The organism is Grimontia marina, from assembly GCF_900060185.1.
Taxonomy (GTDB): domain Bacteria; phylum Pseudomonadota; class Gammaproteobacteria; order Enterobacterales; family Vibrionaceae; genus Enterovibrio; species Enterovibrio marinus.
On record NZ_FIZY01000004.1, the window covers coordinates 117,413 to 129,776 of the forward strand.

Below are 12,364 nucleotides of genomic sequence, written 5' to 3' on the forward strand. Positions count from 1 at the left end.
GATCTGTGTCGTTAATGAAATGCGGCTGACAGTCTATCTCAAGCACGTGAAATTCGCACGCAGAATGTGACTGGTCTCTCATCAATGTTTCTTAAGGATTGGATAAAGAACCGGAAAGAAAAAACCCGCCAGTTGGCCGGGTTTTCAGTATTGATTAGGTGCTTAAGCCAGCAGTTCTTTTGCTGTTTCGACCACATTTTCAGCGGTGAAACCAAACATCTTGAACAGCTCACCTGCCGGTGCAGATTCACCGAAGGTGTGCATGCCGATGATACGACCATCAAAGCCCACGTACTTGTACCAGAAGTCCGCAATGCCCGCTTCGATAGCCACACGTGCTGTCACGTCTGATGGCAGTACCGCTTCACGGTAAGCCGCATCTTGCTTGTCGAACACGTCAGTTGATGGGATAGAAACCACACGAACATTGAAACCCTGCGCTGACAGTTCAGTGCTTGCTTCAACCGCCAATTCAACCTCTGAACCGGTCGCAATCAGAATGAGTTCAGGAGTGCCAATGCAATCTTTCAGGATGTAACCACCCTTGGCGATGTTTGCCACTTGCTCAGCGTTACGCTCTTGTTGAGCCAGGTTCTGACGCGAGAAGATGAGCGACGTTGGACCATCTTTACGCTCAATCGCCAGTTTCCACGCCACTGCCGATTCTACCTGATCACACGGACGCCATGTACTCATGTTTGGCGTCAGGCGCAGGGAAGCGATTTGCTCAACCGGCTGGTGTGTTGGGCCGTCTTCACCCAGACCGATTGAATCGTGGGTGTAAACCTGGATGTTCTGCACTTTCATCAGTGCCGCCATGCGCATCGCGTTACGTGCATATTCCATGAACATCAGGAAGGTCGCACCGTAAGGAACGAAACCGCCGTGCAGGGCGATACCGTTGATGATCGCGGTCATACCGAACTCACGCACACCGTAGTGGATGTAGCTGCCAGACGCATCTTCACCGGTCAGGGCTTTTGAGCCAGACCACATGGTCAGGTTTGACGGCGCAAGGTCAGCTGAGCCACCCATGAATTCAGGCAGCATTGCACCGAACGCTTCCAGCGCGTTTTGCGACGCTTTACGTGACGCAATATTCGCTGGGTTCGCTTGCAGGTCGGCAATGATTTGGTTGGCTTTTTCTTCCCACTCAGCTGGAAGGTCACCGTTTACACGGCGTTTGAACTCTGCCGCCAGCTCTGGGTGTGCAGCTTCGTACGCAGCCAGCTTCTCGTTCCAAGCTGCTTCTTTTGCAGCGCCTGCTTCTTTCGCGTCCCACTGACCGTAGACGTCAGCTGGGATTTCAAACGCAGGGTGTTCCCAACCCAGGAACTCACGTGCGGCTTTGATTTCGTCTGCGCCCAGTGGAGCACCGTGACAGTCATGAGAGCCTGCTTTGTTTGGTGAACCGAAACCGATGATGGTTTTGGTACAAATCAAGGTAGGGCGACCGGTTTCTGCTTTCGCCTCTTCAATGGCTGCGTTAATCGCGTTTGCGTCGTGACCGTCTACTGCTGGGATAACATGCCAGCCGTAAGATTCGAAACGCTTAGGTGTGTCATCAGTGAACCAGCCTTCAACGTGACCGTCGATAGAAATACCGTTGTCATCCCAGAACGCGATCAGTTTGCCCAGACCCAGGGTGCCTGCCAGCGAACATGCTTCGTGAGAGATACCTTCCATCAGACAGCCGTCACCCAGGAACGCATAAGTGTTGTGGTCAACGATGTCGTGGCCTTCACGGTTGAACTGAGCAGCCAGTGCTTTTTCAGCAATCGCCATACCCACAGCGTTGGTGATGCCTTGACCCAGAGGACCTGTCGTGGTTTCTACGCCTGGCGCGTAACCGTATTCTGGGTGGCCTGGGGTTTTAGAGTGCAGCTGGCGGAAGTTTTTCAGATCGTCGATAGACAGGTCGTAACCGGTCAGGTGCAGTAGAGAGTAGATCAGCATAGAGCCGTGACCATTTGACAGCACGAAGCGGTCGCGGTCTGCCCACTCAGGGTTTTTTGGGTTGTGGTTCATGTGGTCGCGCCAAAGGACTTCGGCGATGTCCGCCATGCCCATTGGGGCACCTGGGTGACCAGAGTTGGCTTGTTGTACACCGTCCATGCTGAGGGCACGGATCGCGTTGGCTAAAACCTTGCGAGAAGACATGTCTACTCCTGAGATCATTAGAGGTTTTGAGTTATAAGCAATCCGGCACAATACTTGTTAACAAAAGTGGCCAGATTGCTGAATTCGGCGGGCAGATATTGTCGCAAGAGACTGGCAGCTCTGCAAACGTTTTACATGGCTGATTTTAAGGGATTCTGTTGCTTAATCACGCATAAGTTCTGCATCTATCTGTAACCAATAGATTACAGGCGCAATCGTTTACTTATTTACGCGTACAATTTGTGAGGTTGATTTATACGGTTCTCTGCGTAGAATAGACGTCCAGATGGCAAAGCATCTATACCTTTATACGGTCAAAAGACCAAAGGTGCTTGTGCAAACAGATATTCGGTATCAACCAAATTTATTATTGCTAGGGAAAAGACATGGCTAAACACCTGTTTACTTCTGAGTCAGTGTCAGAAGGTCATCCAGACAAAATCGCAGACCAGATTTCAGACGCCGTTCTTGACGCGATTCTGGAACAGGATCCAAAAGCACGCGTAGCCTGTGAGACTTACGTGAAAACCGGCATGGTGATGGTTGGTGGTGAAATCACGACATCAGCATGGGTTGATATCGAAGAGCTGACCCGCGAAACCGTTCGTGAAATCGGCTACGTACACTCAGATATGGGTTTTGACGCGGATTCATGTGCAGTTCTGAACACCATCGGTAAACAGTCACCAGACATCAACCAAGGCGTTGATAAAACTGACCCTAAAGAGCAGGGCGCAGGCGACCAAGGCATCATGTTCGGTTACGCATGTAACGAAACTGATGTATTGATGCCAGCACCAATCACATACTCTCACCGTTTGGTTCAACGTCAGGCAGAAGTTCGCAAGAACGGCACGCTGCCTTGGCTACGTCCGGATGCTAAATCTCAGGTTACCTTCCAGTACGACCAAGGTAAGATCGTGGGCATTGATGCGGTTGTTCTGTCCACCCAGCACTGTGACAGCATCTCTACGCCAGACCTGCGCGAAGCGGTAATGGAAGAGATTATCAAGCCAGTACTGCCTGCAGAGTGGCTGAACAAAGACACCAACTTCTTCATCAACCCAACTGGCCGTTTCGTTATCGGTGGCCCAATGGGTGACTGTGGTCTGACTGGTCGTAAGATCATCGTTGATACCTATGGCGGCGCTGCTCGTCACGGTGGCGGTGCATTCTCGGGTAAAGATCCATCAAAAGTTGACCGTTCAGCGGCATACGCAGCGCGCTACGTAGCAAAGAACATCGTTGCTGCAGGCATGGCAGACCGCTGTGAAATCCAGCTGTCTTACGCTATCGGTGTTGCTGATCCAACGTCTATCATGGTGGAAACCTTCGGTACCGAGAAAGTGTCTCACGACATCATCATTGAAGCAGTTCGCCAGCACTTCGACTTACGCCCTTACGGCCTACAGGAAATGCTGGACCTGCTGCAACCTATCTATAAGAAGACAGCAGCTTACGGTCACTTCGGTCGAGAAGAGTTCCCTTGGGAAAAGACCGACAAAGTGGCAGCACTGCGCGATTTCGCTCAAATCAAGTAATCGCAATCTGCATGCAAAAGGGAAGCTCAGGCTTCCCTTTTTTGTTTCTGTTCCCTACCCTGTCGGCTCTGGAATCCAAACCGCCGAATATGAACGAACTCCACTATCGTCTTACCCAGCGCGTCAGCGAATGCATCACTCAGGCTAACAAACAGCTTGGGAGTGACTTTGCTGTGCCTGCCATTCGGTTTGATATTCGTGGGAAAACGGCAGGAATGGCATTGCTTCAACGCTGGCAACTCAGGTTTAACCCGGTATTGCTGGAAGAAAACATTCAGGCGTTTTTTGACGAAGTGGTGCCTCATGAAATCAGTCATCTGATTGTCTATGCCCGTTTTGGAAAAGTGCGGCCACACGGCAAAGAGTGGCAGTCGGTGATGTCACAGGTGTTTGGTGTCGCCCCAAAAACCACACATAACTTTGATATCAGCTCTGTTCAAGGTAAAACCTTTACCTACCAGTGTGCCTGCGACCACATTGAGCTTTCTGTGCGACGTCACAACAAGGTTCAGCGCGACCAGGTTCAATACGTTTGCCGTCGTTGCAAACAACCTCTCACCTTCACCTCGCAATCTGCATAAGCAATATTGCACTTATCAACAAACTATTCAATTAACACTAATTTAGTGAGATTTATCTCGCAATAGTCTGTAATAATCAAACTACATAATTCCAACGCTGAGCGCTAAACACATCATGAGAACATTTTTGATGCTGCTTTCAGCACTGCTGATCCCCTCAATGACGTCAGCGGCTGAGCATCCGCAATCCTTCAGTAAAGCCAAACGTATCGCGCAAAAAATTTATCAGGACTACCCCACTTCATTTTACTGTGGCTGTGACATTGAATGGCAGGGTAAAAAAGGTGTGCCCGATTTTTCAGAGTGCGGCTATCAGGTCCGCAAACAGGAAAAGCGTGCCAACCGTATTGAATGGGAGCATGTGGTTCCAGCTTGGCAATTTGGCCACCAGCGCCAATGCTGGCAAGAAGGTGGACGCAAGAACTGCACCCGCAATGATGTCTCTTTCAAACTGATGGAAGCTGACCTGCACAACCTTGTACCAGCCATTGGTGAAGTGAACGGCGACCGCTCTAACTTCCGCTTCTCACAATGGAATGGCAACGACGGTGCTTTCTACGGCCAGTGCTCGGCCAAAGTGAACTTCAAGCAACGCGTTTTTGAACCGCCTGCAGAGAGTCGTGGTGCGATTGCTCGTATTTATAAGTACATGAACAAGCAGTATGATTTTCGTTTAGCATCCGCTCAGAAAAAGCTGATGGATGCCTGGGACAAAACCTATCCGGTCAACCAGTGGGAGTGTGAGCGCGACCGCCGCATCGCCCGCGAGCAAGGCAATCACAATCCTTTTGTGCAAGCTTCCTGCGAAAAGGCCGGTCTATAACTCGGCACCGGACTACTGACTACAGGCAGCAGCGTGATACACTGCTGCCTATTGTTATTCACTCATGAAAACACCATGCGTATCCCAAGAATTTTTCATCCTGAATCCTTGTCGGGCACAGGCCGTGTTGCGCTGAGCGGAGACGCAGCCAATCACGTCGGCCGTGTGCTTCGTATGCAGACAGGTCAGGAAGTACTGTTGTTTGATGGTCACGGCGCAGAGTTCCCTGCCGTGATTGCCGAGTCAGGTAAAAAATCAGTCAGTGTAGACATTGTTGAGCGTGTGGAACGCAGCATCGAATCACCGCTGGATTTGCACTTGGGTCAGGTCATCAGCCGCGGCGACAAGATGGAATTCACCATCCAGAAATCCGTGGAACTGGGCGTCAACGTCATCACCCCCCTGATCTCCGAACGTTGTGGTGTGAAACTCAATGCAGAACGTTTCGACAAAAAGCTGTACCAATGGCAGAAGATCGCGATTGCAGCCTGTGAGCAGTGTGGCCGTAATGTGGTGCCGGAAATCCGCCCTGTAATGTCGCTGGATGGGTGGATGCAGGAGACATTCGACGGGATGAAGCTGAACCTTCACCCACGCGCAAAATACTCAATCAATACCCTACCTGAGCCAGTTAGCCGCGTACGACTGCTGATTGGCCCTGAAGGCGGCCTGTCATCAGAAGAAATTGAGCGAACCCGCGAGTTCGGGTTTGAGGAAATACTATTGGGGCCACGTGTTCTGCGCACTGAAACCGCAGCACTGACGGCAATCACTGCCCTGCAGGTTCGCTTTGGCGATCTGGGTTAACGGCGACCTCAGTTAATAAGGATAAATTAATGATCAAACTGGGCGTAGTGATGGATCCAATCGAGTCCATCAACATCAAAAAAGACTCCTCCTTTGCCATGATGCTGGAAGCGCAAAAGCGCGGCTGGGAAATTCATTACATGCAAATGAATGATCTGTCTTTAGAGCAAGGCAAAGCGCTGGCGCGCACCAAGATTGTCTCGCTGGAAGAAAACCCGGAGAAATGGTTTGAGGTGGTCAGCGAACAGGAAATCGCACTGGCCGATCTCGACGCTGTGTTGATGCGTAAAGACCCGCCGTTTGATACCGAATACATCTACGCGACTTACATTCTAGAGCGCGCGGAAGTGGAAGGTTGTCTTATCGTTAACAAACCGCAGAGCCTGCGTGACTGTAACGAAAAGCTGTTCACTGCTTGGTTCCCAGAGTACACACCAACCACGCTGGTCACCCGTCGTGCAGATCAAATCAAAGCATTTCAGGAAAAACACGGCGACGTGATCCTGAAACCTTTGGATGGCATGGGCGGCTCGTCTATTTTCCGTGTGAAGCAGGGCGATCCTAACCTGTCAGTGATCATCGAAACACTGACCAGCCTTGGCAACAACTACTGCATGGCACAGACGTTTGTGCCAGACATCAGCAGTGGCGACAAACGTATTCTGGTGGTAGATGGTGAGCCTATGCCTTACTGTCTGGCCCGTATTCCAGCCAAAGGCGAAACCCGTGGCAATCTAGCAGCAGGCGGCCGTGGTGAAGCACGCCCACTCAGCGACACTGACTGGGCAATTGCCCATGCAGTGGCACCAACGCTGAAAGAGAAAGGCCTGATCTTCGTAGGTTTGGACATCATTGGTGACAAGTTGACCGAAATTAACGTGACCAGCCCGACTTGTATCCGTGAAATTGAAGCTGCATTTGATATCAATATCAGTGGCAAATTAATGGATGCCATCGAAGTTCGCCTGCAAAAATAACCGCACGGCAAACCGGGCGAAACTGCTCGCCCGGATCTGACATTCTGCAGCTTACTGCTCATAATGAAAGTAGGCTCATACGCAATGAAGGGCGCAATGTGGAAGACACAGTGAATTTAAAAAATCATTTCTTGGTCGCAATGCCCAGCATGGCTGATGAACGCTTCCAGCAAAGTGTCGTTTATATGTGCGAACATAACGAAGATGGCGCCATGGGACTGGTGATCAACCAACCTATCAATATCTCCATTGCCAACATGCTGGATCAAATCGAGGTAGAGCGTGAACAGGATGTTACCCATCCGGTCAGCCTTGACCAGCCCGTGCTTTTCGGCGGTCCAGTTTCGGAAGATCGAGGCTTCGTCCTGCACAAGAATCCGAAGCTTTTCGGCTCGAGTGTTCAGCTTTCTGATGAGCTGACCGTGACGACATCCAAAGACATTCTCAGTATCTTGGGAACCACTGAGGAGCCCGAGCAATTCATTGTTGCGCTTGGCTACGCGGGTTGGGATGCTGGTCAATTGGAGCAGGAATTGGCAGAGAACAGTTGGCTGACCATAGAAGCGGACCCCAAAGTCATTTTCGAAACCCCCATCAACGAGCGCTGGGAAAAAGCCCTCAAGCAGATGGGCATAGACGCCTTAAACCTGTCCACAGACATTGGACACGCATAAGAGTTTTCCATGAGTAACATTCAAACAGTGCTGGGCTTTGATTACGGCACAAAAAGCATCGGTGTGGCTATTGGTCAGGCCATTACCGGCACTGCCCGTCCGCTTAAAGCTATCAAAGCAAAAGATGGCATCCCAAGCTGGGAAATCATTGAAGCCATTTTGAAAGAGTGGACACCGGATCTGGTCGTCGTGGGTTTACCCTTGGATTTACACGGCGGCGAATTGGAAACCATTACACCCCGCGCCCGTAAATTTGCCAACCGTCTGAAAGGCCGTTTTGGCGTGAATGTGGAATTGCATGACGAGCGTCTGACCACGACAGAAGCACGTTCTTCCCTTTTCGAATACGGCGGCTATAAAGCACTGGGCAAAGGGGAAATCGATAGCCAGTCAGCGGTCATCATTGTTGAAAGCTGGTTTGAAAACCAATACGGTGAATGAACGAAAAGCGCACTCAGGCGCTTTTCTTTTATCTGTGAACCACAACTTTATTTACTCCCCTCAATGCTGACATTCGCCAGCGAAAGTCCGCCAGAGGATTGCTCAGCCATTTTCATCATCAGTTTGAGATCATTTCGCGAGTCCGCGTGGTGGAGTGCTTCGTCTTTAGAAACCTTGCCCGCCTGAAACAACTCAAACAGGGATTGGTCAAAGGTACACATTCCCGCGTTCTTGCCTTTGCGGATCGTTTCTTTCAGCTCATGCAGTTCACCACGGCGAATCAGATCCGACACATGGGAAGTATTAAGCAGAAGCTCGTATGCGCCATGACGTCCGATACCACTGACGTCTGGCACCAGTTGCTGGGCCAGAATACCGCGAAGGTTGAGCGACAAATCAAACAGGAACTGTTCGCGACGCTCTTTCGGTACCAAATGAAGCACCCTTTCCAGTGCCTGATTGGCATTGTTGGCGTGTAAGGTTGCGATACAAAGGTGACCGGTTTCAGCAAACTGCATGGCATATTCCATGGTTTCCTGGGTTCGGATTTCACCAATCATGATCATATCCGGCGCCTGACGCAGCGAGTTTTTAAGCGCCACTTCATAGCTATCCGTATCAATACCGATTTCACGCTGGGTCACGATGCATTTGTCATGCGGGTGGATAAACTCAATCGGGTCTTCCACTGTCAGAATATGGCCGCTGCGATGACGGTTACGGAACCCCACCATCGCTGCCATTGAGGTTGATTTACCCGAACCTGTCGCACCAACAATCAGCACCAAACCGCGCTTGGCAATAGACAAATCCTGAATCACATCCGGCAAACCCAGTGAGTAAATATCAGGGATTTTAGTTTCAATGCGGCGAATAACCATACCCGGCAAATCACGCTGCCAAAACGCACTGACACGGAAGCGTCCATTTTCAGTCACCAAGGCAAAATTCGCTTCACGGTCGGCATAAAACTTCTGCTCGGTTTCCGTATCCATGGCCTCAGTGACCAGCGCTTTGACACTTTCTAGGTCAAGCTTTCCGCCCACAGGTTTTAAGCTGCCATCGACACGCAACATACAAGGTGCATCGACCGTGATGTAACAATCCGATGCCTTCTGCGCCAGCATCTTATCCATAAGCTCCTGGAGCGTATTCTGCATGATTAGAAGCCCATCCCAGCGTTATCCAATGCTTTGTTTGCTTCAGCTGTATCCACCAACCCCTGCATGGTGAGGTTTCGAAGCGACTGTTCCATCGTCAGCATGCCAAGGCCTGATCCGGTTTGGATCATCGAATACATCTGGGCAATCTTGTCTTCACGGATAAGGTTTCGGATAGCAGGTGTCGCAATCATCACCTCATGGGCAGCAATACGGCCGCCGGAAATCTGCTTCACCAATTTTTGCGAAACCACCGCACGCAACGACTCAGACAGCATGGAACGCACCATCGGCTTATCCGCACCTGGAAAAACATCAATAATGCGGTCGATGGTTTTTGCCGCACTGGAGGTATGCAACGTACCAAATACCAAGTGACCGGTTTCTGCTGCCGTCAGTGCAAGGCTAATGGTTTCCTTGTCACGAAGCTCACCAACCAGAATCACATCCGGGTCTTCACGCAGTGCCGAGCGGAGTGCATTGTTGAAGGAGTGGGTATCGCGGTGCACTTCACGCTGGTTGATCAGACAGTTTTTCTGTTCGTGGACAAATTCAATTGGGTCTTCAATGGTCAATACGTGACGATGCTGACTGCTGTTAATTTTGTCTATCATCGCCGCCAGCGTGGTCGACTTACCTGAGCCTGTCGGTCCGGTGACCAGTACCAGACCTTTCTGATATTCGGTAAATTGTTGGAACACTGCTGGTGCGTTAATCGCATCAAGTGTCGGAATTTTCGAAGGAATGCTACGGAAAACTGCGGCACAGCCTCGGGATTGGTGAAACGCATTGACACGGAAGCGACCGACAGAGGCAAGCTCAAAAGAGAAGTCAACTTCAAGGTTCTGTTCAAACTCGCGCTGCTGAGCATCGTTCATGATATCGAAAATAAGACGGTGCACAGCATTGTGGTCTAGCGGAGGCAGGCTAAGCTTGCGGACATCACCATCTACACGGACCATTGGGGGAACCCCAGCTGAAAGATGTAGATCTGAAGCGTTATGCTTTACACTAAAGTCCAATAATTCAGTAATATCCATTAACTCGTTTCCTCGCAGAATCTAACATGTGTAGTATCAAACAAAACCTAGAACAGGTCACCAGCCAAATAGACAGTGCCGCACAAAAATGCGGGAGAGACGCCTCTGGCGTGCAATTACTCGCTGTCAGCAAAACCAAACCCATTGAAGCCATCGCAGATGCCGTGGAAGCAGGCCACACCCTGTTCGGCGAAAACTATGTGCAGGAGGGTGTCGAAAAAATCACCCATTTCAGTGCGATTTACCCCGATCTCGAATGGCACTTTATTGGCCCTATCCAGTCCAATAAAACCCGGCCGATTGCCGAGTACTTCGATTGGGTTCACTCGATTGACCGTAGCAAGATTGCGCAACGCCTGAGCGATCAGCGTCCGGATGAATTAGCGCCACTTCAAGTGCTGATTCAGGTGAACACCAGCGGTGAGGTCTCTAAATCCGGCACCGGATTTGAAGAAGTGAAAACGCTGGCAGATGGAATCGATGCATTGCCAAACCTGACGCTTCGCGGCCTGATGTGCATTCCACAGCCGGAAGACGATCACCAGAAACAGCTAGAGGCCTTCGCGCCACTGTCCGCACTGTTTGAAGAAATGAAAGCAGGTCGACCGCAATTTGATACCCTGTCGATGGGTATGAGCGGCGACATGGATGCAGCGATTGCTTCCGGCAGCACCATGGTGCGTATCGGAACCGCAATTTTCGGTGCGCGTGACTATAGCAACCGCAAATAACCCGTTAACCTCCTTCGCAAAGGAAATATTATTGATGGAACAACGCACAATCGCCTTTATCGGTGCCGGCAACATGGCACGTTCGATCATTGCTGGCCTAGTTGAATCTGGCTATCCAGCAGATAAAATCACTGCTGTTAACCGTACACCGGAAAAAAGCGCCGCGTTTCGTGAAACCTTTGGCACCAATGCTAATGAAGACGGTATTGAAAGCGCGAAGCAAGCCGAAGTTGTCGTGCTCGGCGTTAAGCCACAAGGCATGGAAGAGCTCCTAGCCAGCATGCAAGATGTTGACTGGTCCAATAAACTCGCGATTTCTGTTGCTGCCGGCATCTCAGTATCGCGTCTGAGCGAAATGGCTGGCACACCGCTCAACCTTGTTCGTGTGATGCCAAACACACCTTCACTGGTTGGTGAAGGAATGAGTGGCCTTTATGCGCCAGAATCTGTATCTGATGCTGACCGACAATTCTCAGGCGAACTGTTGAGCGCCGTCGGAAAAATCTGCTGGGTGAATGAAGAATCTGGCATCAATGGTGTCATTGCTGCAGCCGGCAGTGCACCTGCCTATTTCTTCCTGTTTATGGAAGCCATGCAGAAAGAAGCAGAGCGTCAGGGGTTTGATAAACAAACCGCACGGGAGCTTGTACAGCAAGCAGCACTCGGTGCGGCTAAAATGGTGGTTGCCAACCCAGACATTGAACTGGCAACCTTAAGAGAACAAGTCACGTCTAAAGGCGGCACCACCGCTGAGGCGCTTAACGTATTTAATAACAAACAACTCACGGAAACGGTCTCTGAAGCCATGCAGGCTGCTGTACGCCGTGCCGAAGAGATGGAATCGCTATTTTAGGGCTAACTTATGAACTCGATGAATTTTCTCGTTTCAACACTGTTCGATCTTTACATCATGGTGGTGTTGCTTCGGGTCTGGTTGCAGTGGGCACGCGCTGACTTCTATAACCCATTCAGCCAATTTGTGGTGAAAGCCACCCAGCCAGTGGTTTCACCACTGCGCCGCATCATTCCTTCAGTTGGCAGTCTGGATCTGGCAACAGTGCTGTTTGCTTACCTGCTGTGTGTGGCGAAATTCTTCACCTTGCAACTGGTCGGTTCAGGTACCTTGGTGTTTGATTCCAGCTACTTGCTGATTGGTTTGGTGGCGCTGGTGAAAGCTGCAGGTGGCCTGCTGTTCTGGGTACTGATCCTTCGCGCGATTCTGAGCTGGGTGAGCCAAGGGCGCAGCCCAATTGAATATGTGATGGTGCAGCTTACTGAGCCACTGGTCGCGCCCATTCGCCGCGTGATCCCACCACTGGGCGGTCTGGATCTCAGTATCCTGTTCCTGTTTATCGCGCTGCAGTTCCTGAACTTCTTTATCGGCGATCTGCTGAGCCCTTACTTCGGTAATCTGTGGTTCGTGCTGTAA

At 50.7% G+C, this 12,364-nt stretch carries 13 protein-coding genes; 10 read left to right on the forward strand and 3 right to left on the reverse strand.

Features of this window, described 5'->3' with window-relative positions; genetic code table 11:
• Positions 1-162: 162 nt before the first annotated feature.
• Positions 163-2,160: a transketolase gene (gene tkt, locus GMA8713_RS03655; RefSeq protein WP_062705801.1), complete on the reverse strand. Its 1,998-nt coding sequence runs from the start codon at positions 2,158-2,160 to the stop codon at positions 163-165.
• A 386-nt stretch (positions 2,161-2,546) separates the two neighbouring features.
• Between tkt and metK the strand changes: the two genes are divergently transcribed.
• The 7 genes from metK (at position 2,547) to ruvX (ending at position 8,004) form a co-directional block, all read left to right on the forward strand.
• Entirely contained in the window at positions 2,547-3,701 is a 1,155-nt protein-coding gene (gene metK / locus GMA8713_RS03660; protein ID WP_046304348.1) for a methionine adenosyltransferase, read from the forward strand.
• A gap of 89 nt (positions 3,702-3,790) precedes the next feature.
• Positions 3,791-4,282: a SprT family zinc-dependent metalloprotease gene (locus GMA8713_RS03665; RefSeq protein WP_062705898.1), complete on the forward strand. Its 492-nt coding sequence runs from the start codon at positions 3,791-3,793 to the stop codon at positions 4,280-4,282.
• A 130-nt stretch (positions 4,283-4,412) separates the two neighbouring features.
• Positions 4,413-5,105 carry an endonuclease gene (locus GMA8713_RS03670; RefSeq protein WP_084387645.1) on the forward strand — a complete coding sequence of 231 codons (693 nt, stop codon included), beginning with the start codon at positions 4,413-4,415 and terminating at the stop codon, positions 5,103-5,105.
• Positions 5,106-5,180: 75 nt separating this feature from the next.
• Positions 5,181-5,912 carry a 16S rRNA (uracil(1498)-N(3))-methyltransferase gene (gene rsmE / locus GMA8713_RS03675; protein ID WP_062705808.1) on the forward strand — a complete coding sequence of 244 codons (732 nt, stop codon included), beginning with the start codon at positions 5,181-5,183 and terminating at the stop codon, positions 5,910-5,912.
• Positions 5,913-5,941: 29 nt separating this feature from the next.
• Positions 5,942-6,889, forward strand: a complete 948-nt coding sequence (gene gshB, locus GMA8713_RS03680) for a glutathione synthase (RefSeq protein WP_062705811.1) — start codon at positions 5,942-5,944, stop codon at positions 6,887-6,889.
• 110 nt (positions 6,890-6,999) lie between these two features.
• On the forward strand, positions 7,000-7,563 hold the full coding sequence (locus GMA8713_RS03685; protein WP_062705899.1) for a YqgE/AlgH family protein: 564 nt from the start codon (positions 7,000-7,002) through the stop codon (positions 7,561-7,563).
• Positions 7,564-7,572: 9 nt separating this feature from the next.
• Positions 7,573-8,004, forward strand: a complete 432-nt coding sequence (ruvX, locus tag GMA8713_RS03690) for a Holliday junction resolvase RuvX (RefSeq protein ID WP_062705814.1) — start codon at positions 7,573-7,575, stop codon at positions 8,002-8,004.
• A 47-nt stretch (positions 8,005-8,051) separates the two neighbouring features.
• Here ruvX and GMA8713_RS03695 read toward each other — a convergent pair whose 3' ends face one another.
• Together GMA8713_RS03695 and GMA8713_RS03700 are read right to left on the reverse strand one after the other, a co-directional pair.
• Positions 8,052-9,164 (reverse strand): PilT/PilU family type 4a pilus ATPase, encoded by a 1,113-nt coding sequence (locus tag GMA8713_RS03695; RefSeq protein WP_062705817.1) that lies wholly within the window; start codon positions 9,162-9,164, stop codon positions 8,052-8,054.
• A 2-nt stretch (positions 9,165-9,166) separates the two neighbouring features.
• Entirely contained in the window at positions 9,167-10,204 is a 1,038-nt protein-coding gene (locus GMA8713_RS03700; RefSeq protein ID WP_039849741.1) for a type IV pilus twitching motility protein PilT, read from the reverse strand.
• A gap of 26 nt (positions 10,205-10,230) precedes the next feature.
• Here GMA8713_RS03700 and GMA8713_RS03705 point away from each other — a divergent pair, with 26 nt between their 5' ends.
• From GMA8713_RS03705 to GMA8713_RS03715, 3 genes are read left to right on the forward strand one after another with little or no spacing between them, the layout of a single operon-like run.
• Positions 10,231-10,935, forward strand: coding sequence for a YggS family pyridoxal phosphate-dependent enzyme (locus tag GMA8713_RS03705; protein ID WP_062705819.1), 705 nt, complete (start codon positions 10,231-10,233; stop codon positions 10,933-10,935).
• A 34-nt stretch (positions 10,936-10,969) separates the two neighbouring features.
• A complete protein-coding gene (gene proC / locus GMA8713_RS03710) occupies positions 10,970-11,788 on the forward strand; it encodes a pyrroline-5-carboxylate reductase (protein ID WP_062705822.1) in 819 nt (272 codons plus the stop codon).
• A gap of 9 nt (positions 11,789-11,797) precedes the next feature.
• Complete coding sequence (locus GMA8713_RS03715) at positions 11,798-12,364, forward strand: YggT family protein (protein ID WP_062705825.1); 567 nt, start codon at positions 11,798-11,800, stop codon at positions 12,362-12,364.

Coding starts and splice junctions, on each gene's coding strand:
- GMA8713_RS03715 (WP_062705825.1), top strand. CDS start 11,798: ATGAACTCGATGAATTTTCTCGTTTCAACACTGTTCGATCTTTACATC.
- tkt (WP_062705801.1), bottom strand. CDS start 2,160: ATGTCTTCTCGCAAGGTTTTAGCCAACGCGATCCGTGCCCTCAGCATG.
- GMA8713_RS03705 (WP_062705819.1), top strand. CDS start 10,231: ATGTGTAGTATCAAACAAAACCTAGAACAGGTCACCAGCCAAATAGAC.
- ruvX (WP_062705814.1), top strand. CDS start 7,573: ATGAGTAACATTCAAACAGTGCTGGGCTTTGATTACGGCACAAAAAGC.
- metK (WP_046304348.1), top strand. CDS start 2,547: ATGGCTAAACACCTGTTTACTTCTGAGTCAGTGTCAGAAGGTCATCCA.
- GMA8713_RS03695 (WP_062705817.1), bottom strand. CDS start 9,164: ATGCAGAATACGCTCCAGGAGCTTATGGATAAGATGCTGGCGCAGAAG.
- GMA8713_RS03700 (WP_039849741.1), bottom strand. CDS start 10,204: ATGGATATTACTGAATTATTGGACTTTAGTGTAAAGCATAACGCTTCA.
- GMA8713_RS03665 (WP_062705898.1), top strand. CDS start 3,791: ATGAACGAACTCCACTATCGTCTTACCCAGCGCGTCAGCGAATGCATC.
- proC (WP_062705822.1), top strand. CDS start 10,970: ATGGAACAACGCACAATCGCCTTTATCGGTGCCGGCAACATGGCACGT.
- gshB (WP_062705811.1), top strand. CDS start 5,942: ATGATCAAACTGGGCGTAGTGATGGATCCAATCGAGTCCATCAACATC.
- rsmE (WP_062705808.1), top strand. CDS start 5,181: ATGCGTATCCCAAGAATTTTTCATCCTGAATCCTTGTCGGGCACAGGC.
- GMA8713_RS03670 (WP_084387645.1), top strand. CDS start 4,413: ATGCTGCTTTCAGCACTGCTGATCCCCTCAATGACGTCAGCGGCTGAG.